This window comes from Paracidovorax avenae ATCC 19860, assembly GCF_000176855.2.
Lineage (GTDB): Bacteria > Pseudomonadota > Gammaproteobacteria > Burkholderiales > Burkholderiaceae_C > Paracidovorax > Paracidovorax avenae.
The window spans coordinates 1,749,558-1,772,408 of sequence record NC_015138.1 but is presented as its reverse complement, the minus strand read 5'-3'; the positions used below and the strand labels follow the sequence as shown (position 1 = coordinate 1,772,408).

Here is a 22,851-nt window from a genome sequence, read left to right as displayed (position 1 = left end):
TCATCATCGGCCGGCGCGCTGCACCGCGCGCCAGGCGGGGTCGAACCATTCGTCCACGCCGCGCGCCAGCCGGTCGAACACCGCGTCCAGCGTGGGCACGTCAGCGCCGAAGAGCGCGCGCAGCGCGTCCGCATCCTCGAACAGGCCGTGCAGGTACAGGCCCAGCACGTTGCCGCGCGCGTTCTGCCACGCCAGGCCGGGAATCGCCTGGTGCGCCACATCGCCGGCCGCGGCCATGGCCGGGTGCTGTGCGGTGCGGCCGTGGTGGATCTCGTAGCCCTGCACCGCCACGCCCGAGAGCGCGCTCCAGGCGCCCTGCAGCGCGCCGAAGGCGGTGCGCGTGCGGCGCACGGTCTTGGCCGGCTCGAACGCAGTGACCAGCGGCAGCAGGCCCAGGCCGGGCGCATTGCCGTCCACGCCATGGGTGTCGATCAGCGCCTCGCCCAGCATCTGCAGGCCGCCGCAGATGCCCAGCACGCGGCCGCCGCGCGCGGCGTGGGCGGCAATGGCGGCATCCAGCCCCTGGGCGCGCAGCCAGGCCAGGTCGGCCGCGGTGGCCTTGGAGCCGGGCAGCACGATCCAGTCGGCACCGGCCACCTCGGCCGGGCTGCGCGCCCATACGAGCCGCAGGCCCGGAACGCCCTTGAGCGGCTGGAACTCGTCGAGGTTGCTGATGCGCGGATACGCCACCACCGCCACGGTCGTGTGCACCGCGCCACCGGCGCCCGCGCGCACGTGGCCGGCATCGTCGAACACGCCGTCCTCTTCCGGCAGGCCGTGGCGCCACTGCATGGGGATGGTGGCCACCGTGGGCACGCCCGTGCGCTCGCGCAGCATGTCCGGCGCAGGCGCGAGCAGCGCGGCGTCGCCGCGGAACTTGTTGAGCACGAAGCCCTGGATCAGCGCGCGCTCGTCCTCGGGCAGCAGCGCCCAGGTGCCGTAGAGGTGGGCGAAGGCGCCGCCGCGGTCGATGTCGGTCACCAGCAGCGCGTGCGCGCCCGCATGCCGCGCCACGCGCATGTTGACGATGTCGTTCGCGTGCAGGTTGATCTCGGCCGGCGAGCCCGCGCCTTCGATCACCACGACGTCGTTTTCGGCCCGCAGCGCATCGAGCGCCGTGGCCACGTGCGGCCAGACGTGCACGCTGCGCCCGCGCCAGGGCATGCGCGTGAGTTCTTCGCTCACCTGCCCCATCAGCACCACCTGGCTGCGCGTGTCCGCCTCGGGCTTGAGCAGCACCGGGTTCATGCGCACCTCGGGCTCGGCGCGCGCGGCCAGCGCCTGGAAATACTGCGCGCTGCCGATCTCGCCCTGCCCTCCTCCCGGCGCCGCCACCACGCGCGCGTTGTTGCTCATGTTCTGCGCCTTGAACGGCGCGACGCGCAGGCCCTGGTCGCTGAACCAGCGGCACAGCGCGGTGGCGAGCCAGCTCTTGCCGGCGCCGCTGGAGGTGCCGAGCACCATGATGCAGCGGGCGGTCATGCGGCCCCCGGCAGGTTGCAGTCTGGCCATCGGCCTGCACGCGGGTGGCGGGTCGCGCGCGCGGGCCGGCGGAACCGTTCGGATGCGGGACGGGGATGGTCTGGGATGGGGATCACGGCACGGCGGCAGGCAGGGTGGGCGCCCATCCAGGCAGGTGTCCACCCGGATAGCGCAATGCGCCTATTGTCCCCTGCGCCGCGGTGCCTGAAAGTGCGTTGGCCGGCCCGGCCTACGGCTCAGCCCTGCGGCGGCTGCCCGTTCGATGCCGACACGCCGCCATCCACCGGCAGCACCACGCCGGTGACGAAGCCGGCGTCCGGGCTCGCGAGGAAAGCGATCACGGAGGCGATCTCCTCGGGCTCGGCGCCGCGGCCCAGCGGGATGCGTTCGGCGAACTTGGCGAGCAGTTCGGGATCGCTCTTGATGTCCTCGGTCATGCCCGTGAAGGTGAGGCTGGGCGCCACGGCGTTCACGCGCACGCCGTCCTTGCCGTGGTCCAGCGCGAGCGCGCGGGTGAAGTTGGAGACGGCGCCCTTGGAGGTGTTGTAGAAGCTCATGTCCCAGTCGCCGCCCAGGCCCGAGACCGACGAGGTATTGACGATGCAGCCCCGGGTCTTCAGCAGGTGCGGCATGGCGACGCGCGCGCCGTGGAACACGCCGGAGACATTGGTGGCCAGGACGCGCTGCCAGTCCTCCAGGCTGGCCTCCGTGACCTTGCCCTGCACGGCGATGCCGGCGTTGTTCACCATGACGTCGAGGTGGCCGAAACGCTCGACGGTGGCTGCCACCAGGGCCTGGACGTCTTCGAACTTCGAGACGTCCGCCGGGTGCGCGAGCGTGCGGTCCGCCGGCAGGTCGGCGCGCGTGGCGGCGAGCTTGTCGTCGCTCAGGTCGGCGATGGCGACCATCGCCCCTTCCTGCGAGAAGCGGCGCGCGGTGGCGGCGCCGATGCCGGAGCCCGCCCCGGTGACGATGACGACCTTGCCGGCGAAGCGCCGGGACGGGTCGGCGGAAGTGGACTGCGGGGATGGGGATGCCATGGGACGTTCCTTTCGTAGGGTCTGCGTGGAAAGCAAACGTCCATTCTTCGCGCGGTCCGCCCCCGCGTCCGTGCGCCTTCGGCACCGTATGCCTGTCGGAGGGCATCCCGCCTGCCAGCCCGAACGCACACCGGGCGGAGGGCGCCGGACTCTTCAGCGCCGGACCATGCGGTCCATGATGTGCTCCAGCGCCGCCGCCGCGTCCGTGCAGCGCCCGGTATGCACGGGCGAGGTCTGGATGATCGCGCTGCGCCGCGCGGTGAGCCAGTGGAAGCGGGCCCGGTAGGGCAGCGCCGCGATCGGACCGCAGCCCGCATCGCCCGCGCAGATGGCCACGATGGCGCCCAGGTGGCGCCGCACCGTGTCCAGGTCGGCCTGCGGGTCGAGCGCGAGCAGGCGTGCCTCGTCGAGCGCGGTCGCGGCCTGCAGGAAGCCGGACCGCTGGCACGAGAGGATCACGCCGGCATTGATGAATTCCTCGCGCTCCACGCGCGGCACCACGCGCACGATGGCGTAGTCATAGACGTCAGCCGCGTGCATCGATCGCCCCCTGCAGCCAGGCCTGCCGGCCCGCGAGCCGCGCCAGGAAGTAATCGACATAGGCCTGCCGGTGCGCTGCCGGATCGGCGAGCGGCCCGTCGCCCTGCCCGCCCCCGTGGCCCTCTGCCGCCTGCGCCAGGAACAGGTCGGGCACCTCGGCCAGCACCGCCTGCAGGCATTGAGGGGTCAGGCGCGCCGCCAGTCCGGCATCCACTGCCGCCAGTTCCGTGGCCTGGGACAGCAGCACGTGGTCGGCGATCGGCGCGAACGGTCTGGCGGGCTGCGCCACCGCGCCGTTCCAGGCGTGGTGGAAGGTGAGCGATGCGCCATGGTCGATCAGCCACGGGTTGCGGTGCCACACCAGCAGGTTGGTGTTGCGCGCGGTGCGGTCCACGTTACCCACGAGTGCGTCGAACCAGACGAGGCGCGAGGCGAAACCGGGCGTGACGCGGTCCACCGCCGGATCGAAGTTCACGGCGCCGGAGAGATAGTCGAGCGCCACGTTCAGCCCGGCGCTCGCGCGGATCAGGTCCTGGATCTCGGGGTCGGGCTCGGTCTGCGCGAGCGCCGGGTCGAGCTGGGCCAGCACGATCTCGGGCACGGGCAATTCCAGCGCACGGGCGATGCCGCCGGCGATGATCTCGGCCATGAGCGCGCGCACGCCCTGCCCGGCGCCACGGAACTTGAGGACATAGACGCCGAGGTCGTCGCCCTCGACGACGGCCGGCATGGAGCCGCCCTCGCGCAGCGGCGTGACGTAGCGGCTTACGGTGATGGAACGCACGGCAGGGCTCCGGGACCGGGGTGGAGGGATGGCATGGATGGCGGCAAAAGCGGCAATGGTAGCGAGGCGCCAACGACGGCCACCGGCCTCATGCCGCGGTGGCCGGCCGCGCTGCCTGCCATGCGGCTTGCAATGCCTGCTGCGATGCCGGCGGCAGCACGCCGAGCCGCACGCAGCCGGGCAGCCCGAAGCTGCCGCAGTCGCGCAGCTTCACACCCTGCAGCCGCAGGGCCTGCAGACAGGGCGCCAGGTCGGCCACCGGGGGGCGGGCCACGAAATAGTTGGCACGGCTTCCGGCCAGCACGGCCCAGCCCATGCCTTCGCACAACGCCTGCTGGGCCGCCTTCCATACGCGCAGCGTGCCCAGCGACGCGGCAAGCCACTCCTGCACCTGCGGCGCCGTCCAGGCCGACAGCATCGCGACCCCGTGCGCGCCGATCGGCCAGGAGGGCGCCAGCGCCTGCAGCGCCTCCAGCTCGCGCTGCGGTACGCAGGCCGGCGCGATGGCATAGGCAGCGCGCACGCCCGTGAGGCCCAGGGCCTTGTTGGGCGTCCAGAGCTGCCATGCGTTCGCGGGCAGCGGGCCACCGGCGGACTCCAGCCGCAGCGGCGCGTAGGCGCAATCGACGATGCGCAGGTCGGTATCCGGCGCGCCGCTATCGATGGCAGCCCGCGCGTGCCATGCCTCCAGGCCAGGATCGGGCGTGCCGAGCGGACTGCCGGGTTCGCAGGCCCAGTGCAGCACGGCCTTCCCGGAATCCTTCTTCGCACCCTCCTCCGCTCCCGGCCCCGGGGACGCGAGCAGCGGCAGGCCCCAGGCCCGGGCCGCGCGCGCATAGTCGCCATAGGCATGCGCGGGCACCGCCACCCCGGCCACGCCCTGCCGTGCGGCCCACGCCGTGAAGCGGTGGATGAATTCGCTGGCGCTCGCGGCCGGCAGGATGCGCCCGGGCGCCACGCCGTGCCATGCGCCCAGGGCCTCGCGCAGCGCGGTGTAGGCCGGATCGGGATAGCGCGCGGCATCGGCCCCGCGCACGGCCGCCAGGGCGGCCGGACAGGGCCCGCAGGCATTCGCGTTGGTGGAAAAATCATGCAGCGGAACGCCCAGGGCATCCGGGCCGCCATGCACCGGCAAGCCCTGTGCGCCCGCGCCGCCGTCGAGCGCCTGTCGCGTCATCGCAGCACGCCTCCCAGTGCGACGTGCAGGGCGATATGCAGGCCGACGCGCAGCCACTCCAGCGCCCAGAGCGCGGCCAGGGCAAGCGGCAGGCACCATGCCACGGCGCGGGCGGCCAGCGCGGCGGCCCGGTGGGTGTCCGGCGGCGCCGCCGCCCTGCCGCGGCGGTGCAGGGTGTACACGCCGGGCTTGCACAGCCGCACATCCAGCGCGAGCGCCATCGCGGCCATCGGCCAGCCGCTGTTGGGCGACGGCGTCCGGCGCGCCTGCCGGGCCACCGCGGCCCAGCGCACGCGGCGCCCGCACAGCGCCAGCAGCACCGCGGTAATGCGCGCGGGCACCCACGAGAGCACGTCGTCCGCGCGCGCCGCCCACTTGCCGGCCCATTGCCAGTAGCGCCCGCTACGCATGCCGGGATAGCCCCACATGGCATCCGCGGTGTTGGCGAAGCGGTAGAGCGCCGCGCCGGGCAGCCCCAGCAGCATGAACCAGAAAAGCGGCGCCACCACGGAATCGTTCAGGTTCTCGGCCAGCGACTCGATGGCGGATTCGCGTACCTGCACGGCCTGCAGCGCGTGGACGTCGCGGCTCACCAGGCGCGACAGCCGCTCGCGCCCGGCCTCCAGCGATTGCGCCAGGGCATCCTCCACGGCCACGACCTCGTCGCGCAGCATGCGCCAGGCCAGCAGGGGCTTGAGCAGCAGGGCCAGCACGGGCACCGCCAGCCATGCGGGCAGTTGGAGTGCCGCGTGCTGCAGCGCCACGGCGGCACCGGCCACCACCGAGGCCATCAGCAGCCAGGCCGCAGCGCCCAGCACGAAAGCCCGGGCATCCGCGGCCACCGGCTGCGCGGGCGCGATGCGATCGCCCCACCAGTGCAGCGCACGCCCCATCCAGACCACCGGGTGCAGGGCCACCGGCGGCTCGCCACACCAGCGGTCGATCACCAGCGCGGCCGCAAGGGCGGCGGCCCAGGGCAGCGCGGCCAGCAGGGCCTGCAGCAGCGGGGAGCCGCCGTCAGCCACCCTCGGCACCCCCATCTTCGCCGCCGGACAGCCAGGGCGCCGGGCGCCCCCAGGCCCCGTCGAACACCACCGATGCCAGCGGCGCGCGGCGCGCCCAGCGCTCGCGCTCCAGCATGGGCGATGGATAGAAGCCATGTACCGGCCCCAGGCAGAGCAACGCGACCGGCTCGGCGCCGTGCGGCAGGCCCAGCAGGCGCGCGACGTCGAGGGGATCGAAGATCGACACCCAGCCCATCCCCAGCCCTTCCGCGCGCGCGGCCAGCCAGAGGTTCTCGATGGCGCAGCCCACCGAGGCCACGTCCATGTGGGGCATGGTGCGGCGGCCGAACACGTGGGCGTCGCGCCCGTCGGCCAGCACCACCGCGATCAGTTCCGCCGCATCGAGGATGCCCTCCAGCTTGAGCCGCAGGAACTCATCCTGCCGCCCCGCGCCCTGCACCGCCGGCCCGGCCGCATCCGGCGCGGGGCTGGCCAGCACCTCGGCCGTGCGCAGGCGCTCGGCATCGACGCAGGCGTGCAGCGCGCGCCGCAGCGAGGCGTCGGACACGCGGATGAAGCGCCAGGGCTGCATGAAGCCCACGCTGGGCCCCTCGTGCGCGGCGCGCAGCAGGCGCTCGAGCACCGCGGGTTCGACGTGCCCGCCCGCGAAGTGGCGCATGTCGCGCCGCTCGCGGATGGCGCGGTAGATGGCCTCGCGCTCCGCGGCGCTGTAGGCCTCGCCCGCTGCCGCACCGGATTCGCCGGGTGCCATGCCATTGCCGTCCATATGCAAGCGTCAGTCCTCGATGCCGCGCTGCGCCGGCACACCGGCCCGGAACGCATGCTTGACCAGGCCCATCTCGGTGACCGTGTCCGCCAGGTCGATCAGTTCCTGCGGGCAGCGGCGCCCCGTCAGCACCACATGCACGTCGCGCGGCCGATGGCGCAGTGCCTGCAGCACCTCCTGCAGCGGCACCCAGCCGTAGATGAGCGGATAGGTGATCTCGTCGAGCACCACCAGGAAATGCCCCCCGCCCAGGATGGCATCCCGGGCACGCTCCCAGCCGGCGCGGGCCAGGGCGGCCGAATGTTCCAGGTCACGGCTCTTCCAGCTGAAGCCGTCGCCCAGGCCCTCGATGGGAATGCCGAGCTGTTCGAAGACGCGGTGCTCGCCGAAGCGCGCGCTGGGCACCTTCATGAACTGGAAGATCTTCACGGGCTTGCCGCGACCGTGCGCGCGCAGCGCGAGGCCGAAGGCCGCCGTGCTCTTGCCCTTGCCGTCGCCGGTATGCACCAGCACGAGGCCGCGGCGCTCGCCGTCCGGCTTGTCCGAGCGGCGCTCGGTGGGAGGAGATTCGATCTGCATGCGGAAGAAAAATGAATGAGGGAAGGAGAAATGAAAGGCCTGGCCAGGGAGCGGTGTCAGCCGCCTGGCGCGACCGGACCGACGCACGGCACCGCCACGCGCAGGCCGTCCACCTCGCGCACGCGGATGCGATGGCCGAACACGGCTTCCAGCGCCGCGTGGGTGGCGGGATCATCGCCCGGACCATGGTGGAGCACCCGGCCTTCGGCCAGGATCACCAGCGCATCGGCCTGCAGCGCGAACGACACCTCGTGCAGCACGCTCACCACCGCGCAGCCCTGCCGCACCAGACCACGCACGGTCTGCAGCCAGTCGGCCTGGTGGGGCGGGTCGAGGTGGGCGAGCGGCTCGTCCATGAGCAGCACCGGGGCCTGCACGGCCAACGCACGGGCCAGCAGCACGCGCTGGCGTTCGCCGCCGGAGAGTTCGGCAAGCGGGCGGTGGCGCCATGCCCAGGCCTGCGTGGCCTCCAGCGCAGCGCGCACGGCGGCATGGTCCGCCGGGCTGGGCGGTGCGAGCCAGGGCTGGTGCGGCAGGCGGCCCAGCATGGCGATATCGTAGGCGGGCAATCCATCGGAGCCGGCCTCGCCCTGCCCCAGCCACGCGAGCTGGCGCGCACGCTTCCGCGCGCCCCATCGCGGCAGCGGACGGCCCATCAAGTCGATGTGGCCGCGCACGGCGCCGCCCGGCAGCAGGCCCGCCAGGGCCTTGAGCAGGGTCGATTTGCCGGCGCCGTTCGGTCCGACCACGCTGGTCCAGCGGCCGGCGGGAATGCGCAGGTCCACGTCGCGCAGCACGGGCGTGCCGCCGAAGGATGCGCAGAGGCCGGACGCCTGCAGGGCAATGGTGCGGTCCATGCGCTCAGCCTCCCCGGCCCAGCTGGGTGCGGCGGTGCATGAGCCACAGCAGGTAGCTGCCGCCCAGCGCCGCCGTGAGCACGCCCACGGGCAGCTCCTGCGGCGCGACGATCCAGCGCGCGAGGATGTCCGCAGCCAGCAGCAGCACCGCGCCCATGAGGCTGGATAGCACCACATGGCGCTGGTGGGTGGTCGGTGCGATGGAGCGCACCAGGTGCGGAGCGGCCAGGCCCACGAAGGCGATCAGGCCCGTCTGCGCCACCGCGGTGCCGGTGGCCAGCGCCATCGCCGCCACCAGCCCCGCGCGCATGGGCGCGAGCGGCAGGCCCAGGCTGGCCGCCGTGGCCTCGCCCAGCACCAGCCCGTCCAGCGCACGCGCCAGCACCCAGGCGGTGCCGGCGCCGAGCGCCCAGGCCCCGGCCATCAGCCCGCAGGCGATCCAGCCCACGAAAGCGGTGCTGCCCAGGGTAAAGGCCTGCATGGCCTGCAGGATCTCGGGCGACGCCAGCTCCACCAGATCGCGCGCGGCGCCGAGCACCACGCCCACGATCACGCCCGCCAGCAGCAGCCGCAGCGTGTGCTGCACGCCGCGCGCCAGCACCAGCGTGAGCAGCACGGCCGCCACGGCGCCGAAGAAGGCCATGCCCGTCACGCCCAGCCGCGCGAGCCACTGCGATGCGCCGGGCGACAGCCCGAACAGCGCCATGGCCAGCGCGCCCCCGAGCGCCGCGCCCGAGGCGCTGCCGAGAAGGTACGGGTCCGCCAGCGGATTGCGGAACAGTCCCTGCGCCACCGCGCCGGACAGGCCGAGCAGCGCCCCTGCGAGCCAGGCGCCCAGCGTGCGCGGCAGGCGGATGTCCCAGAGGATCTGCCGGGCCACGGGGTCGGCATCCGGGCCCCAGGCCAGTCCGATGCCGGTGCTGCCCACGCTCGCGCCCAGCATCACCAGGGCCGCGCCGGCCAGCAGCAGTCCCGCGGCCAGCCACGCCGCCCGGCGGGCGCCGCCGGCATCCCCGGCCCCGTCGTCCACCGTCCTCATGGCGCCTTGTCCGCGAGGCACCGCGCCATGATGCGCGCGGCATCCGCCATGCGCGGTCCGGGGCGCACCGCCACGTCGGCCTCGCGCGGGGAGAACACGCAGACGCGCTGCCCCTGCACCGCGCGCAGGCTGTCCCAGCCCGGGTACGGCACCAGGGCCTGCATGCTGCTGTTGCCCACCATGATGATTTCCGGCTGCGCCCGCACGACGAACTCGGGGTTCAGCCGCGGAAACGGCCCCAGTTCAGGCGGCACCACGTTGCGCGCGCCCAGGCGGGCCAGCGTCTCGCCGATGAAGGACGAGGTGCCGGCCGCGTACGGCCCCCGGCTCACCTCGAAATACACGCGCGCGCCGCGCGCGCGCTCCGGCAGCGACTGCGCGGCCGCCTGCACGCCCGCGTCGATCTCGCGCCACACGCGGTCGGCGCCCTGCTGCGGCGGCACGGCCAGCAGCGTACCCAGGGTGCGCAGCACCGCGCGCACGTCGGCATGCGTCTTGGGCTCCAGCGCCACCACGGGAATGCCCAGCGCTTCGAGCCGGTCGCTCGCGCGCGAACTGGTCGCCAGCAGCACCACGTCCGGCCGCTGGGCGGCGATGGCTTCGATGTTCGGATCGATGCCGCCGCCCATCTGCGGCAGCGCGCGCACGGATTCGGGCCAGTTGGAGTAGCGGTCCACGCCCACCAGCCGCGCGCACTGCTGCAGTGCGCAGACCGATTCGGTGAGCGAGGGCAGCAGGCTCACGATGCGCTGCGGCGGCCGCGCGAAGGCGATGCGGCGGCCGCGGCCGTCGGTGATCGCCACGCCGCCCGCGGGAGCGTCCGGCCCCGCGGAGGCCACAGAGGCCGCGGTGGCGGGCTTCGGAGGGACCTGCGCCAGCGCCGGCACCGGCGCGCCGGCAGCCCCTGCCAGCAGGGCCACCGCCCCCAGGCGCTGCAGGAAAGGAATCACGCGGCACCACCGGTTCATGGCTGCGGCGCCTCCTTCAGCGCGAGCGGCAGTCCGGCCGCCATGAGGGTGACACGTGCGCAGGCCCCGGCCGTGCGCTGGTTGAGGCGCCCCAGCGCATCCACGAACGCGCGCACCTCGCGGCCCAGGGGGATGACGCCCAGCCCGATCTCGTTGCCGACCAGCACCACCGGCCCCGGCGCCTGCCGGATGGCCTCCAGGAAGGCCCGGCACTGGGGCCCGAAGTCGCCCGGCGGTGGTGCCTCCGGCAGCGGCATCAGCCACTGCGTGAGCCACAGCGTGAGGCAGTCGACCACCACCAGGGTCCCCGCCCGCGAGCAGCGCGCCAGTGCGCCAGCCACGTCCAGCGGCTCCTCCAGCGTCTCCATGCCCGGCACGCGCACCGCGCGCTCGCGCTGGTGGCGGGCGATGCGCTCGCGCATCTCGTCGTCCCAGGCCCGGCCGGTGGCGATGAGCACCGCGCCGTGAGCGCCGGAGGCCTCCATCCAGGTGCGCGCCAGCATCTCGGCCCGGCGCGACTTGCCGCTCTTCTGCCCGCCCAGGATGAATTCGCTGCGCGCGACCGACAGCCGAGCGCCCGGCATGCCGCCGCCGACGCCATCGCCCGCGAAAGGGGCGGCCGGGGCCGTCATGCGGTGGCCTCCGGAGCCGCCGCCGGCACCGGCTCCGCCAGTGCGCCCCCGGCGCCGAACAGCGCCGCCACGGCCCGGGGGCTGGAGGGGAACCAGGCGTGGAAATAGCTCGCGTGGATGCTGCCCTGCCGGTAGAGCGCCTCGCCCGCGCCGCCCTCGCCCGGATCCGGGCGGCGGGTGCGCGCGCGCACGGGGGCGCTGCTCTCGCAGGTCGAGTAATGGAAGGTGTGGCCACGCAGCACATGGCCGTCCAGGTCCAGCTGCTGCGGCCCCAGCGCGGCCAGGCGCCGCTGCATGGCCACATGGCCCGGCAGCAGCCCCCAGAGCGGCTTGCGCGTGCCGTCCGCGAGGGTGATCGATTCGAAGAGCGCCATCATGCCGCCGCATTCTGCCCATACGGGCCGGCCGGCCTCCACGTGGGCCCGCAGGCTGCGCTGCATGCCGGTGTTGGCCGCCAGGCGGTCGGTGTGCAGCTCCGGATAGCCGCCGGGCAGCCACACGGCGTCGCAGGCCGGCAACTCCGCATCCTGCAGCGGCGAGAAGCGCCGCACGCTTGCGCCCAGGGCCTCCAGCGTCTGCAGGTTGGCCCGGTAGACGAAGCAGAACGCGGCATCTCCGGCCACCGCCACGGTGCGGCCGGCCAGCAGCGGCGGCACCGCGGCGCGCGGCGCGGGCGCGGCGAACTCCACGGCAAACCGGTCCTGCCATTCCTGCGGCGACAGCCGGCCCAGGGGCGTCTGCGCCAGCGCATCGGCGGCCAGGTCGATGCGCGCCAGGCCGTCGGCCAGTTCGTGCGCGGCCACCAGGCCCAGGTGCCGCTCGGGCAGCAGCCCCGCCCGCTGGCGGCCCGGTGGCGCGTCGCCTGCTGGCGCATCCGCCGCAGGCGGGGCGACGCGCGCCAGGGCGCCCATCCAGTCGCCCGCATCCGCCAGGCTCTCCTGCAGCATGCCGGCATGCCGGGCGCTGCCCACGCGGTTGGCCAGCACCCCTGCCCAGGGCAGGCCCGGGCGGTAGTGCCGCAGGCCCCAGGCCAGCGCGCCGAAGGTGCCCGCCATGGCGGAGGCATCCACCACCGCCAGCACCGGCAGGCCGAAGCGCTGCGCGAGGTCCGCGAGGCTGGGCGTGCCGTCGAACAGGCCCATCACGCCCTCGACCAGGATCAGGTCGGCCTCCTGCGCCGCGGCGTGCAGCCGTTCGGCTGCGTCCTGTTCGCCGGTCATCCAGAGATCGATGGCATGCACCGGCGCGCCGCTGGCCTGCTCCAGCCAGCACGGGTCGAGGAAATCCGGCCCGCACTTGAACACGCGCACGCGCCGCCCCTGCCGCACGTGCAGGCGCGCCAGCGCGGCGGTCACGGTGGTCTTGCCCTGCCCCGACGACGGCGCGGCGATCGCGATCGCCGGACAGCGGATGCTGCCCGCCGTGCCGGCGGCCCTGCTCATCGCGGCGCCCACTTCAGGCCTACATAGAACGTGCGGCCCGCCTGCGCATAGGTGCGCGCGGTCTGGTAGTTCCTGTCGGCGAGGTTGTCCACGCGCGCGAGCAGCGTCGTGTCCTGCGCCACGCGCGTGCTGGCATACAGGTTGACGAGCGTGTAGCCGCCCAGCACCGCGGTGTTGGCGGCGTTGTCGAAGCGCCGGCCCTCGGCCTGCACCTCGGAGCCCACCGTCCAGCCGGCGATGCGCGTGTCGGCACCCAGCGTCGCGTGGCGCCTGGCACGGCGGGGCAACTGGCGGCCGGTGGTGTCGTCGCGGTGGTTCTGCAGGTCCACGGATGCGCGCAGCTGCACGCCGCCCAGGGTGTGCTGCGCGGACAGCGTCACGCCCTCGTACTTCGCCCGGCCCGCGTTGGCATAGCAGCCGAACTCATCCTGGCACGGGCCGGCCTCGCCGAAGACGATGAGGTTCTTCACGCGGTTGCGGTAGGCCACCACGGACGCGCTGCTCGCACCCTGCGCCCAGCGCAGCCCCAGTTCCACGTTGCGGCCCTCTTCCGGCTTCAGCGACGCGACGCCGTAAGGGCTGAAACGCTGGTAGAGCGTGGGGGCGCGGAACGCGGTGCCGGCCGATGCCGTGGCCCGCCATTGCGGCGTGATCGCATAGCCATAGGCGATGCTGCCGGTGTTGTGGCCCCCGAACTCGCTGTCCGAATCATGGCGTGCGTTGATCTGCAACGCATGCGGGCCGGCGGTGAAGCCGTAGCCCAGCGCCAGCGCGTCCTGCGAACGGTCGCCATCGAGGCCACCGTTGCGCAGCTGGTCCTCGCGGCGCTCCAGCGCGGCGGTGAAGAGGTGCGCACCCTCGCGCCACTCGTTCTGGAACAGGTAGCCACGCAGGCGCGTATCGGCGGTGTAGGGCGAGGGGCGCGTCTCGTAGCGCTCGCGCGAATCCGTGACCGACAGGCGGGTGGTGTAGCGGTCGCTCCATTGCGCCCGCCAGTTCAGCCCCAGCGCATGCATGCGATGCAGGGCGCGGTCGTCGTTGCCCAGGGGCGTGGTGTCGTAGCCTGCGTTGGTGTCGGCGCCCAGCAGCGTGCCTTCGAGGCGCTGGCGCGGATCGATCTGCAGGCCCACGCGTGCGTTCACGGCGGAGCGGCGCAGGCCGTCCTTGTCGGGGTTCTGGCCCGCGATGGGCCGTGCGTTGAAGCCGTCGCTGATCTCGCGCTCGAAGCCCAGCGCGTAGTCCACCGCGCGGCCCTCGCCCGCCGAGCCGCTCACGCCGGCCTCGGCCTTGTAGGTGCCATGGCTGCCGGCGCCGATGCCCACGTAGGGTTGCGCCGGGCCCTCGCCCTTGCGCGTGAAGATCTGGATCACGCCGCCCACGGCGTCCGAGCCGTACACCGCGGCGGCCGGCCCGCGCAGCACCTCGATGCGGTCGATGAGGCCCAGCGGGATCGCCTCCCAGGGCGCACCGCCCGTGGTTTGCGAATCCACGCGCACGCCATCGATATAGACGGCCGTGAAGCGCTGCTCCGCGCCGCGCAGGTAGACGCTGGTCGTCGTTCCCGGCCCGCCGTTGCGCGAAATCTCGATACCCGGGACGCGGGCCAGCACGTCGGCGAGACCCGTGGCACCGCTGGCCTCGATGGTGTCGCGGTCCACGATGGAGACGTCGGCCACGAGATCGGCCAGGGGCTGGGGCGTGCGGTTGGCGGTCACCACGACCTCGCCCATCGGGGCGGCGGTGGCGGCATGCGCTGCCGGGGCCAGCGCCATGCCCGTGGCGAGCAGGACCAGCGTGGCAGGCGCATGGAGGAACGGAAAGGCAGCACGTGCGCCGGCGGCGCCGCGGAAGCGGGGAATCGGAGAATGCATGGAAGCGATCGCAGAAAACGAGCCCGCGCCGGCCTCCCCGCCGGCATTGGGCGACACGGCCGCGCCCAGGCTGATGGCTCTGGGCACGGCCTCCGTGTTGGCCGGTATCCGGGCTGGTGGACGACACGCTCCTGCGCCTTCCCAGGCGCTTGTTCAAGGCACCCAGTGGCTATGTGCAGGAGGCGGCGAAAGCCGCCCCGCCGGAAGGGGCGGGCAGCTTTCTTTCCACGGACCGTTGCGGGGGCAGCGCAGGCACGGCGCGTCCGTGGCGGACGGCGCCTCCCTGCTTCCCGTTGAACCGCGGCCTGTGAACCAGGCCGCTGGCACCAACGCAGCGGATTCTAGGACGTTTCGATACATATTCCCCCGCCCGGCCCCAACCCTACAATCCGTGCATGGATTCACCCTCCCCCCTCGACCAGATCACCGAGCGCGTGGAGCGGCTGCTCGTGCGCCACGCCGAGCTGCAGCGCGCCAACGCCCTGCTCACCGCCCAGGTGGTCTCGCTCACGCAGGAGCGCGACTCGCTCCGGTCGCGCCTGAACACGGCCCGCACGCGCATCGACGCGCTGCTGGAGAAAATGCCGCCCCCGCCGGCCGATGCCCCGGCCACCCCGACCGACCTGCCCAAGGAGGCCGAATGAACCAGATCGAAGTGCAGATCATGCAGCAGAGCTACCGCCTCGCCTGTCCGGAAGGCCAGCAGGAACGGCTGCTGCAGGCGGTCGAGCGCGTGGATGCGGCCATGGTCCGCATCCGCGATGCCGGCAAGGTGCGCGCGCGCGAGCGCATCGCCGTGCTGGCGGCCCTGAATCTGGCCTTCGAACTGGCCGACCAGGCCCGTGCGGCAGCCTCGCCCGCCGAGGCGCCGGCCGCGCAGGAGCCCCCGGGCCTTCCCCCTTCGGCGGATGGGTACGCCGCCGCGGATACGTACGCGGCAGCGGATGCGCAGGCGGCTCCGGCTGGCCCCGCGCCGGCCGCCGACGGACCTGCCCAGCGCAGCCTGCTGGCCGACGGCGAGGCACCGGACGGCGACGCGCTGCAGGCGCTGCTGCGGCGCCTGGACCATGCGCTGGGCGAGGACGGACGGCCGGCCTGACCCTGCACTTCCAAAGGGCGATTTGCGCGCCTACAATGGGGGCGTCTGCAGTGCCGCCGGGCTTTATATTTCCTTGAACCAATGCTCCATGAGCAAGGGCTTGGTACATTGCCCGGTGAGCGTGATCATCTCGCGTCAGATGAACCCAACGCCTGGCTGCCCTCGCCCCCCTGAACCCCCGGTTCAGGATGACGGTCCGGCGGCTACTGCGGACACCTTCTTCCCCGAGCGCCGCGGCAACCCCGCGGCGCTTTTGCGTTGCGGGCCGTGCCTGCAGGCACGGCCCGCCGCAGCGGGCTCATGCCGGGGCGCAGCTCCCCTGTGCATCCCGCGCCACCAGGGCTCGGAAGTCCTCCGCGGGCAATCCCGGCGCCACCAGGAACCCCTGGAAGTAGTGGCACTGCATGGCCTGCAGCGCCTCGCGCTGCTGCGGGGTCTCGACACCCTCGGCCACCACCTGGATGCGCAGCGCCCGGCCGATGTGCACGATCGCCTCGATGATCGCCCGGTCGCTCTCGTCGTCCGGCAGGCCGCGCACGAACGACTGGTCGATCTTGAGCTTGTGGATGTGGAGCTTCTTGAGATAGGCCAGGCTCGAATAGCCCGTGCCGAAATCGTCGATCGACAGGCCCACGCCCAACTCGGCCAGGGCCGCGAGGCGCTGCGCCATTTCCTGGGCATCCTGCAGCAGGATGGTCTCGGTCAGCTCCAGCTCCAGCAGCGACGCCGGCAGCCCGTGGCTGCGCAGCAGCGACACGAGGCGCTCCACGAAACCGGACTGCCGGAACTCCAGCGCGGACACGTTCACCGCCACCACCAGGGGCGTGCCGGCCTGCATCCACCGGGCCGCCTCGCGGATCGCCTGCTCCAGCACCCAGGCGCCCAGGGTCACGATGTAGCCCGACTCTTCCGCCAGCGGGATGAAGACGCCCGGCGACACCGCACCCAGGCCAGGATCGTTCCAGCGCAGCAGTGCCTCGGCGCCCACCACCCGGCCCGAGGCCATCGCCACCTGCGGCTGGTAGTGGACGGCGAAATCACCGCGGTCCAGCGCCTGCCGCATCGCATGCTCCAGCTGCATGCGCGAGAGCATGTCGGCATTCATCTGCGGCTGGTAGAAACCGTAGCTGCCCCGGCCGCGCTCCTTGACCCGGTACATGGCGGTGTCCGCCTGCTTGATCAGGTCGTCCAGCGTCTCGCCGTCCCGGGGGTGCAGCGCGATGCCGATGCTGCACTGGATGGAAAAGCCCATGCCGTCGAGCATGAAGGGCTGGCGCATGTCCTCCAGGATGCGGTGCGCCACCGACTCGGCCATGGATTCGTCGCCCGCATCCAGGTGGAGCACGAACTCGTCGCCGCCCAGGCGGCACAGCATGTCGCTCTGCCGCAGGCAGCCCTGCAGGCGCTGCGCCACGAGCTGCAGCACCCGGTCGCCGAAGAGATGCCCCAGCGAATCGTTGATGATCTTGAAGCGGTCGAGGTCGATGAACAGGATGGCGAAGCCGCCGCCCTGGGCGCGCGCGGTTTCCAGCGCCGAGGCGACGCAGCGCGACAGCAGCAGGCGGTTGGGCAGCCCGGTGAGCACGTCGCTGTATGCCAGCTGCTCGATGCGCTTTTGCGCGGCATGCTGCAGGGTGAGGTCGCGGAAGGAGTACACGCGCCCCATGGGCCGGCCCTGGCTCATCTGCGGCACCGAACGGCGCTCGATCACGGTGCCCGTGCGCAGGTGCAGGATGTCGAGAGTCTCCTCCTCCGGGAACTGCGCGATGCCCAGCAGCCGCGCGCGGTAGGCATCGGCATCGATGACCTGGTCTGCCATGTGCGCCTCCACGGCCGCGTCGTCGCGCTGCACGAGCAGGTCTTCCGGCATGTTCCACAGCCAGGCCATGCGCTGGTTGAAGGCCCGCACCCGGCCCCCCATGTCGCAGACCAGCATACCGTCGGCGGCGGAGTCGAGCGTGGCCCGCAACTCCGAGAGCAGCCTCTCCAGTTCACCCTGTATGGATGCCTGCTCGCTGCGGTCCAGCATGCCCAGCACCAGCAGCGGCATGCCCTCCGGCGACTCGACGGCGGCGACGCGGCGGTCCACCGGCACGAGGGAGCCGTCGGGGCGCAGCATGCCCGAATGCGAATGGATACCCGCCCGCAGCCCGGCCAAGTCCTGCGACCAGAACGCGAGATCCTCGGGCGTGCAGGCCAGCAGGTGCACCGGCCGCCCTTCCATGGCTTCCTGCGGCCGGCCGGCCAGTTCCGCCGCGGCCCGGTTGCACATCACCACGTTCAGCGACTGCGCATCGACCAGCCAGAGCGCCTCGCGCAGGCCCGCGAACAGCGACCGCCACGCGACATCGATGCCAGGGCGGTTCACTGCGGCACCTCGTCCGGGCCCGCCACCAGCGCCCTCTCGAAGAAGTAGCAAATGCGCTTGCGCGGCGACAGGTAATCCAGTGCGTCGCGCGGCAACTGCGCCGGGCGCAGGCTGCGGCGGATGCCCAGGTCCGGCGAGCGCTCCAGGTCGAGCACCAGCGCCTCGTCGCGCGGCACGCTGCCGTCGTGCACGATCACCTGCGGCCGCAGCGGCCGGGCCGAATCCACCGCCACCACGATGGCATAGCGTTCATTGGTGAGCTGCACGATCGATCCCGCGGGGTACACCCCCATCAGCCGGATGAAGCACTGCAGCACCTGGGCGTCGAAACGGGACTTGTGCTGGGCGAACAGCACGGACAGCGCCTCGTGCGGCGTCAGCGGGGCCGCGCCGCGCAATGGGTTGCACAGCCGGTCATAGTGGTTCACCAGCGCGAGCACCTGGCCCGCCCGGCCCAGGTCGGTCCCCCGCAGCCCGAGCGGGAAACCGCCGCCATCGGCCCGTTCGTGGTGCTGGGCGATGGCCGAGACCACCGCCCGGCCCAGGCCCATGCGCTGTGCCAATACCACGGATTCGCCCACGTGCGCCTCGTAGAGGGCCTGGTCGGCCGGGCCCAGCGCGGCGCTGGGCTGGGCGACGTGCGGCGGCAGGGAGATCTTGCCCAGGTCGTGCAGCAGCGCCGCGATGCCCAGGTCACCGAGGTCGTCCCCGCGCATTCCCAGCGACTTGCCCAGCAGCAGGGACAATACCGCCACGTTGACGGAATGCAGCGCGGCGCGCGTGCCGGCCCGCTCCGACAGCAGGCGGACCGCGGAATCGCCGTGGGCCATGAGTTCGTCCACGCAGCCGCGGACCAGGGACTCGGTGGCCTTGCGCGCCTCGGCCGGATCCTGCTCCACGTGCAGCGCCAGGCGCTCGTACACCCGCGTGGCCCGCGCGAACTGCTCGTCGCAGCGGGCCAGGGCGCGGCGCTGGGCCTCCAGGCGCGCATGGAGCACACCCGCCGGTTCGGCACCCGATGGGGTGCCGGAACCGGCGCCGGACATGGGGGCTGGTTCCGCAGAACCTGGTGGCGCGGATGCGGGAGCCTCCATTGCCGCGCGCACCGCGGCATCGCTGCGCCCTGGCACCCATCGCACCTGCTCCAGCCCCAGGGATTGCAGGGTGGCGATCTGGTCTCCGGACGCGATCCGGAAGCTGCTCACCGGAAAAGGATGGTTCATCCATCCCAGTTCCAGCTGGATGTACATGCCGACGCGCAGCAGGGCGACGTCGATGAGGAGGGAGGAGTTCACGGGGAGGTCACGAAATAAGAGAGGCGCGTAACGCCTCTCATTCGAAACCATTATCACCAGTTCGTGAGCAGCTGTTTCCGAGTCCGCGACAAATGTACCGCTTCAGCGACACCAGGGCTCCAGTGCCTGGCGCCCCACGTCCATCCAGAGCGCCCAGGCGGCCACGGCCGCCAGCAGCACGCCGGCGAACCGCGTTCCCCACGTGGCGCGCGCAGCATCCACCCGTGAGCGGAGCCGCCGCCAGGCCCAGGCGCCACCCAGCAGCCAGAGCGCGCCGCCGCCGCCGAATGCGGCCATCGCAGCGGCCCCCTGCGCCGGGTTGCCGGCCAGCGCTGCCACCAGCAGGGCCGAATACAGCAGCCCGCACGGCATCAGGGCCCACGCCAGCCCGGCCACCGCGAGGCCGCCTGGAGCGCGCACGCCGGGGCCGACGCGGGCCCAGACCGCGCGGCCGGCCCGCTCCACCCAGGCCGGCTGGCGCGCCTGCAGGGCCATCAGGATGCCCCAGGCCAGCATGCCCACGTGCAGCAGCGTCCACGCCGGCCGCAGGGCCGCGGACTGCTGGGTCAGCCAGGCCAGTCGGTCCATCGCCAGCGCCGCGGCGGCCCCGGCCAGCCCGTAGCCGGCCATCCGGGCGAGGTGGAAAACCGCGGTGCGCGCCGCGCCGCCGCGCAGCAGGCCGCCCGGTCCGGTCGCCGCCGGCGCGGCGCAGGCGGCGGGCGCCCCTGCCGTGGCATGCACGGAGCCGTACCGGCGCAGGGGCGCCAGGGCAGCCGCCCCGCCGCCCTGCGGCCCGCCCACGATCGCGGCGCAGGGGGCCGCGCACATCGCCAGGCAGTGCGGCCCGCCCGCCAGTCCCATGGCGAAGGCCGTCCAGATCAGTGCGTCGGGCATGGCGGCTCCTGCAAGAAAGAAAAGGGCTCTCAGATGATCCGGGAGAACCGTGCGCGGTTGCGGTCCGCCTGCAGGTAGCGGTCGAACACCATGGCCACGCCGCGCACGAAGAACCAGCCCATCTCCGTCACGCTGATGCCGTCCTCGCCCACCGTGACGAGGCCGTCGCCGGCCATGCCTTCGAGCACCTCGATTTCCGCGGCGAAATACCGCCGGAAATCGATCAGCCACGACTGCTCCATCGGCTCGAACAGCACCTCGCCCTGGCACATGAGGGCCATGATGACGGAGCGGCGCACGAGGTCGTCACGCGTCAGCGCGAGGCCGCGCACCACCGGCAGCCGGCCCTGGTTGATGAGGTCGTAGTACTCGTCCAGGGTCTTGGCGTTCTGGCTGTACGTGGCGCCGATGCGGCCGATGGCGGACACGCCCAGCGCGATCAGGTCGCAGTCCGGCTGGGTGCTATAGCCCTGGAAGTTGCGGTGCAGCCGGCCCTGCCGCTTGGCCACGGCCAGCGCGTCGCCCGGCAGCGCGAAGTGGTCCATGCCCACGTACACGTAGCCCGCCTCCTGGAAGGCGTTGAGCGAGCGCGACAGCATCGACACCTTGGCGGAGGCCATCGGCAGCTCGGCCGACACGATGCGCCGCTGCGGCTTGAAGCGCTCGGGCAGGTGGGCGTAGGCATAGAGCGCGATGCGGTCGGGCCGCAGTTCGCACACCTGGGCCAGGGTGCGGTCGAACGACTCGGGCGTCTGCCGCGGCAGGCCGTAGATCAGGTCCACGTTGACGGACTCGAAGCCGATCCGCCGCGCCTCCTGCACCAGCGCGAAGACCTGCTCGGCCGGCTGCACGCGGTGTACCGCCTTCTGCACGGCCGGATCGAAATCCTGCACGCCGAAGCTCAGCCGGTTGAAGCCCAGCTCCGCCAGCCGCGCGAGCCGCTGGGCATCCACCGTGCGGGGATCGACCTCGATGGAATACTCCCCCCCGGGCACGAGCGTGAAGCTGCGGCGCAGCATGTTCATCAGCTCCTGCAGCGCGTCGTCGCCCAGGAAGGTGGGACTGCCGCCGCCGATGTGCAGCTGGCTCACCGCATGGCCGGGCGCGCAGTGCGCCATGTGCAGATCGATCTCGCGGCTGAGGTAGCGCAGGTACACGTCGGCGCGCTCGGGGTGGCGCGTGATGATCTTGTTGCACGCGCAGTAATAGCACAACGATTCGCAGAACGGGATGTGCACATATAGCGAGAGGGGCACGGCCTTGGCGGCCGAGCCGAGGCGGCGCTGCTGCAGCGCCAGCACGTACTCGTCCGCGCCGAAGGCCTCCACGAACCGGTCCGCGGTCGGGTAGGAGGTATAGCGGGGGCCCGGCACGTCGAAGCGGCGCAAAAGCTCGGGAGTCACAGCGTTCATGGTGCGGAATTCCTTATCGATTCACAATGTGCCCCATGTCCCGCGCCCGTGTCCTTGACGCCGGTCAAGCATTTGGACGCGCGTCGCTGCGACAATTGACGCATCACAGTCGCCCGCCACATTCTTCCTGCACGCCTGCGCTCCTGCCATGCGTCCGCACCGTGGCTGGCCTGCATGCACAGCGAGATAGAACACAGAAGGGAAGGCTGCTCATCCATGAATCCGCACACCATCAAGGTCGCCTGCTCGAACTGCAACCTGCGCGAGCTCTGCATGCCGCTGGGCCTGAACGAGCAGCAGCTGCAGCGCATCGATGACATCGTCGCCACGCGCCGCAAGGTCAAGCGCGGCGGCACGCTGTTCCGCAACGGCGAGGCCTTCACGTCGCTCTTCGCCATCCGCACGGGCTTCTTCAAGACCTGCGTGGCCACCGAGGACGGGCGCGACCAGGTGACGGGCTTCCAGATGGCCGGCGAGATCATCGGGCTCGACGGCATCGTCAGCGACCACCACACCTGCGACGCCGTCGCGCTGGAGGACGCCGAGGTGTGCGTCATGCCCTTCGAACGCATCGAGGAGCTGTCGCGCGAAGTCACGGCCCTGCAGCACCACGTCCACAAGATCATGAGCCGCGAGATCGTGCGCGAGCACGGCGTAATGCTGCTGCTGGGCAGCATGCGCGCCGAGGAACGCCTCGCGGCCTTCCTGCTCAACCTCGTGCAGCGCCTGCATGCGCGGGGATTCTCGCAATCCGAACTGGTGCTGCGCATGACGCGCGAGGAGATCGGCAGCTACCTGGGCCTCAAGCTGGAAACCGTGAGCCGCACCTTCTCGAAATTCGTCGAGGAAGGCATCGTCGAGGTCAAGCAGCGGCACGTGCGCATCGTCGAGCCGGATGCGCTCAAGCGGATCGTCAATAGCCAAGCCTGTAACTGACATCCCCCTGAGGCGCTGCGCGCCTTCCCCCTTCTCTCGCCGCGCTGCGCGCCGCGGGAAGGGGGACGACACCAGTGGCCCGGCGAAGCCGGTTCCACGGCGTCTGCTGGCGTGGCCTGCTCCGCGGCCTTCTGATCGGCACGGCCGCGTATCTTCGTGGGCCTTGCGCTACGCGAATGCTCTGCGTGAAAACCCAGAACCCTCACCAAGCAGCCGCCAGGCCCCTGTCGCCACGACGGCCTTTTTGCCTGCAAGCCATCACATGCGCTGACAGCCGCCCCGCCCTCACTGCGAAAACTTGCCGCACTCCATCGGGCGCTCGCCCGTGGGAACGGGGCAGCGGTTGAGCTCGAAGGGCGACATGGACAGCAGCGTGGTGAGGGCGCTGGAGAGCATGCACAGCGCCCAGAACACGAAGAACGCCACCGTATAGACGCCCTCGCGCGAGAGGGCGAGGGGTTGGTCGGACCAGTGCAGGGCGGCCGGGTCCACGAAGGCGAATACCACCATCTCGATCAGTCCTGCCACCAGGAAGGCGGGCCAGGCGATCCACATCCAGCGTTGGGTTCTCATCGCGATCTCCTCCTTTGCAGTCATCGGTGTCGAAAACGAACGGAACACATCGGGCTCCGGTGCCCGCCAGGC

The 22,851-nt window shown here is 72.3% G+C and carries 22 protein-coding genes and 1 riboswitch; of the genes, 3 read left to right on the top strand and 19 right to left on the bottom strand.

What is annotated here, in order from left to right:
- Positions 1–3: 3 nt before the first annotated feature.
- From ACAV_RS07835 to ACAV_RS07770, 14 genes are all read right to left on the bottom strand, one after another.
- Positions 4–1,482 carry a cobyric acid synthase gene (locus tag ACAV_RS07835; RefSeq protein WP_013594032.1) on the bottom strand — a complete coding sequence of 493 codons (1,479 nt, stop codon included), beginning with the start codon at positions 1,480–1,482 and terminating at the stop codon, positions 4–6.
- Positions 1,483–1,718: 236 nt separating this feature from the next.
- Complete coding sequence (gene budC / locus ACAV_RS07830) at positions 1,719–2,522, bottom strand: meso-2,3-butanediol dehydrogenase (RefSeq protein ID WP_013594031.1); 804 nt, start codon at positions 2,520–2,522, stop codon at positions 1,719–1,721.
- A gap of 153 nt (positions 2,523–2,675) precedes the next feature.
- Positions 2,676–3,062 (bottom strand): DUF3037 domain-containing protein, encoded by a 387-nt coding sequence (locus ACAV_RS07825; protein ID WP_013594030.1) that lies wholly within the window; start codon positions 3,060–3,062, stop codon positions 2,676–2,678.
- Positions 3,049–3,846 (bottom strand): HipA family kinase, encoded by a 798-nt coding sequence (locus ACAV_RS07820; protein ID WP_013594029.1) that lies wholly within the window; start codon positions 3,844–3,846, stop codon positions 3,049–3,051. Before ACAV_RS07820 ends, ACAV_RS07825 begins: the two co-directional genes overlap by 14 nt.
- Positions 3,847–3,934: 88 nt before the next feature.
- Positions 3,935–5,023 (bottom strand): aminotransferase class I/II-fold pyridoxal phosphate-dependent enzyme, encoded by a 1,089-nt coding sequence (locus ACAV_RS07815; RefSeq protein WP_013594028.1) that lies wholly within the window; start codon positions 5,021–5,023, stop codon positions 3,935–3,937.
- On the bottom strand, positions 5,020–6,063 hold the full coding sequence (cbiB, locus tag ACAV_RS07810; RefSeq protein WP_013594027.1) for an adenosylcobinamide-phosphate synthase CbiB: 1,044 nt from the start codon (positions 6,061–6,063) through the stop codon (positions 5,020–5,022). The genes ACAV_RS07815 and cbiB overlap by 4 nt, the downstream gene beginning before the upstream one ends.
- Positions 6,041–6,799 (bottom strand): 5,6-dimethylbenzimidazole synthase, encoded by a 759-nt coding sequence (gene bluB / locus ACAV_RS07805; RefSeq protein ID WP_013594026.1) that lies wholly within the window; start codon positions 6,797–6,799, stop codon positions 6,041–6,043. Before bluB ends, cbiB begins: the two co-directional genes overlap by 23 nt.
- Positions 6,800–6,823: 24 nt before the next feature.
- On the bottom strand, positions 6,824–7,393 hold the full coding sequence (gene cobO, locus ACAV_RS07800) for a cob(I)yrinic acid a,c-diamide adenosyltransferase (protein WP_013594025.1): 570 nt from the start codon (positions 7,391–7,393) through the stop codon (positions 6,824–6,826).
- Positions 7,394–7,449: 56 nt separating this feature from the next.
- Positions 7,450–8,250: an ABC transporter ATP-binding protein gene (locus tag ACAV_RS07795; protein ID WP_013594024.1), complete on the bottom strand. Its 801-nt coding sequence runs from the start codon at positions 8,248–8,250 to the stop codon at positions 7,450–7,452.
- Between the two features lie 4 nt (positions 8,251–8,254).
- Positions 8,255–9,289, bottom strand: a complete 1,035-nt coding sequence (locus ACAV_RS07790) for a FecCD family ABC transporter permease (RefSeq protein ID WP_013594023.1) — start codon at positions 9,287–9,289, stop codon at positions 8,255–8,257.
- Complete coding sequence (locus ACAV_RS07785) at positions 9,286–10,257, bottom strand: ABC transporter substrate-binding protein (protein WP_013594022.1); 972 nt, start codon at positions 10,255–10,257, stop codon at positions 9,286–9,288. Before ACAV_RS07785 ends, ACAV_RS07790 begins: the two co-directional genes overlap by 4 nt.
- Positions 10,254–10,889 (bottom strand): bifunctional adenosylcobinamide kinase/adenosylcobinamide-phosphate guanylyltransferase, encoded by a 636-nt coding sequence (locus tag ACAV_RS07780; protein ID WP_013594021.1) that lies wholly within the window; start codon positions 10,887–10,889, stop codon positions 10,254–10,256. The genes ACAV_RS07785 and ACAV_RS07780 overlap by 4 nt, the downstream gene beginning before the upstream one ends.
- Positions 10,886–12,331 (bottom strand): cobyrinic acid a,c-diamide synthase CobB, encoded by a 1,446-nt coding sequence (locus tag ACAV_RS07775; RefSeq protein ID WP_013594020.1) that lies wholly within the window; start codon positions 12,329–12,331, stop codon positions 10,886–10,888. Before ACAV_RS07775 ends, ACAV_RS07780 begins: the two co-directional genes overlap by 4 nt.
- Positions 12,328–14,202 (bottom strand): TonB-dependent receptor domain-containing protein, encoded by a 1,875-nt coding sequence (locus ACAV_RS07770; RefSeq protein ID WP_049791066.1) that lies wholly within the window; start codon positions 14,200–14,202, stop codon positions 12,328–12,330. The genes ACAV_RS07775 and ACAV_RS07770 overlap by 4 nt, the downstream gene beginning before the upstream one ends.
- A gap of 82 nt (positions 14,203–14,284) precedes the next feature.
- Positions 14,285–14,548, bottom strand: a riboswitch (cobalamin riboswitch).
- 49 nt (positions 14,549–14,597) lie between these two features.
- Here ACAV_RS07770 and ACAV_RS07765 point away from each other — a divergent pair.
- The gene (locus tag ACAV_RS07765; protein ID WP_013594018.1) at positions 14,598–14,846 is read left to right on the top strand and encodes a hypothetical protein; all 249 of its coding nucleotides are present in this window, start codon (positions 14,598–14,600) and stop codon (positions 14,844–14,846) included.
- Positions 14,843–15,301, top strand: coding sequence for a cell division protein ZapA (locus ACAV_RS07760; RefSeq protein WP_013594017.1), 459 nt, complete (start codon positions 14,843–14,845; stop codon positions 15,299–15,301). The genes ACAV_RS07765 and ACAV_RS07760 overlap by 4 nt, the downstream gene beginning before the upstream one ends.
- 298 nt (positions 15,302–15,599) lie before the next feature.
- Here ACAV_RS07760 and ACAV_RS07755 read toward each other — a convergent pair whose 3' ends face one another.
- The 4 genes from ACAV_RS07755 to hemN are packed head-to-tail and all read right to left on the bottom strand — an operon-like array spanning position 15,600 to position 21,270.
- A complete protein-coding gene (locus ACAV_RS07755; RefSeq protein WP_013594016.1) occupies positions 15,600–17,669 on the bottom strand; it encodes a putative bifunctional diguanylate cyclase/phosphodiesterase in 2,070 nt (689 codons plus the stop codon).
- Positions 17,666–19,015, bottom strand: coding sequence for a cyclic di-GMP phosphodiesterase (locus ACAV_RS07750; protein WP_013594015.1), 1,350 nt, complete (start codon positions 19,013–19,015; stop codon positions 17,666–17,668). The genes ACAV_RS07755 and ACAV_RS07750 overlap by 4 nt, the downstream gene beginning before the upstream one ends.
- 51 nt (positions 19,016–19,066) lie before the next feature.
- Positions 19,067–19,858 carry a sulfite exporter TauE/SafE family protein gene (locus tag ACAV_RS07745; protein WP_013594014.1) on the bottom strand — a complete coding sequence of 264 codons (792 nt, stop codon included), beginning with the start codon at positions 19,856–19,858 and terminating at the stop codon, positions 19,067–19,069.
- A 29-nt stretch (positions 19,859–19,887) separates the two neighbouring features.
- Positions 19,888–21,270 (bottom strand): oxygen-independent coproporphyrinogen III oxidase, encoded by a 1,383-nt coding sequence (hemN, locus tag ACAV_RS07740; protein ID WP_013594013.1) that lies wholly within the window; start codon positions 21,268–21,270, stop codon positions 19,888–19,890.
- A 216-nt stretch (positions 21,271–21,486) separates the two neighbouring features.
- On the opposite strand from hemN, the gene fnr reads away from it, so the two are divergent.
- The gene (fnr, locus tag ACAV_RS07735; RefSeq protein WP_013594012.1) at positions 21,487–22,206 is read left to right on the top strand and encodes a fumarate/nitrate reduction transcriptional regulator Fnr; all 720 of its coding nucleotides are present in this window, start codon (positions 21,487–21,489) and stop codon (positions 22,204–22,206) included.
- A gap of 285 nt (positions 22,207–22,491) precedes the next feature.
- Here fnr and ACAV_RS07730 read toward each other — a convergent pair whose 3' ends face one another.
- A complete protein-coding gene (locus tag ACAV_RS07730; protein ID WP_013594011.1) occupies positions 22,492–22,779 on the bottom strand; it encodes a hypothetical protein in 288 nt (95 codons plus the stop codon).
- Positions 22,780–22,851: the final 72 nt, after the last annotated feature.

Excerpts from the sequence above, each read along its gene's own strand:
- ACAV_RS07770 (WP_049791066.1), bottom strand. The coding sequence starts at position 14,202 with ATGCATTCTCCGATTCCCCGCTTCCGCGGCGCCGCCGGCGCACGTGCT.
- ACAV_RS07785 (WP_013594022.1), bottom strand. The coding sequence starts at position 10,257 with ATGAACCGGTGGTGCCGCGTGATTCCTTTCCTGCAGCGCCTGGGGGCG.
- ACAV_RS07835 (WP_013594032.1), bottom strand. The coding sequence starts at position 1,482 with ATGACCGCCCGCTGCATCATGGTGCTCGGCACCTCCAGCGGCGCCGGC.
- cbiB (WP_013594027.1), bottom strand. The coding sequence starts at position 6,063 with ATGGGGGTGCCGAGGGTGGCTGACGGCGGCTCCCCGCTGCTGCAGGCC.
- ACAV_RS07825 (WP_013594030.1), bottom strand. The coding sequence starts at position 3,062 with ATGCACGCGGCTGACGTCTATGACTACGCCATCGTGCGCGTGGTGCCG.
- ACAV_RS07775 (WP_013594020.1), bottom strand. The coding sequence starts at position 12,331 with ATGAGCAGGGCCGCCGGCACGGCGGGCAGCATCCGCTGTCCGGCGATC.
- ACAV_RS07765 (WP_013594018.1), top strand. The coding sequence starts at position 14,598 with ATGGATTCACCCTCCCCCCTCGACCAGATCACCGAGCGCGTGGAGCGG.
- ACAV_RS07730 (WP_013594011.1), bottom strand. The coding sequence starts at position 22,779 with ATGAGAACCCAACGCTGGATGTGGATCGCCTGGCCCGCCTTCCTGGTG.
- budC (WP_013594031.1), bottom strand. The coding sequence starts at position 2,522 with ATGGCATCCCCATCCCCGCAGTCCACTTCCGCCGACCCGTCCCGGCGC.
- ACAV_RS07760 (WP_013594017.1), top strand. The coding sequence starts at position 14,843 with ATGAACCAGATCGAAGTGCAGATCATGCAGCAGAGCTACCGCCTCGCC.
- ACAV_RS07745 (WP_013594014.1), bottom strand. The coding sequence starts at position 19,858 with ATGCCCGACGCACTGATCTGGACGGCCTTCGCCATGGGACTGGCGGGC.
- ACAV_RS07815 (WP_013594028.1), bottom strand. The coding sequence starts at position 5,023 with ATGACGCGACAGGCGCTCGACGGCGGCGCGGGCGCACAGGGCTTGCCG.
- fnr (WP_013594012.1), top strand. The coding sequence starts at position 21,487 with ATGAATCCGCACACCATCAAGGTCGCCTGCTCGAACTGCAACCTGCGC.
- ACAV_RS07795 (WP_013594024.1), bottom strand. The coding sequence starts at position 8,250 with ATGGACCGCACCATTGCCCTGCAGGCGTCCGGCCTCTGCGCATCCTTC.
- ACAV_RS07790 (WP_013594023.1), bottom strand. The coding sequence starts at position 9,289 with ATGAGGACGGTGGACGACGGGGCCGGGGATGCCGGCGGCGCCCGCCGG.
- ACAV_RS07750 (WP_013594015.1), bottom strand. The coding sequence starts at position 19,015 with ATGGTTTCGAATGAGAGGCGTTACGCGCCTCTCTTATTTCGTGACCTC.
- ACAV_RS07780 (WP_013594021.1), bottom strand. The coding sequence starts at position 10,889 with ATGACGGCCCCGGCCGCCCCTTTCGCGGGCGATGGCGTCGGCGGCGGC.
- bluB (WP_013594026.1), bottom strand. The coding sequence starts at position 6,799 with ATGGCACCCGGCGAATCCGGTGCGGCAGCGGGCGAGGCCTACAGCGCC.
- cobO (WP_013594025.1), bottom strand. The coding sequence starts at position 7,393 with ATGCAGATCGAATCTCCTCCCACCGAGCGCCGCTCGGACAAGCCGGAC.
- hemN (WP_013594013.1), bottom strand. The coding sequence starts at position 21,270 with ATGAACGCTGTGACTCCCGAGCTTTTGCGCCGCTTCGACGTGCCGGGC.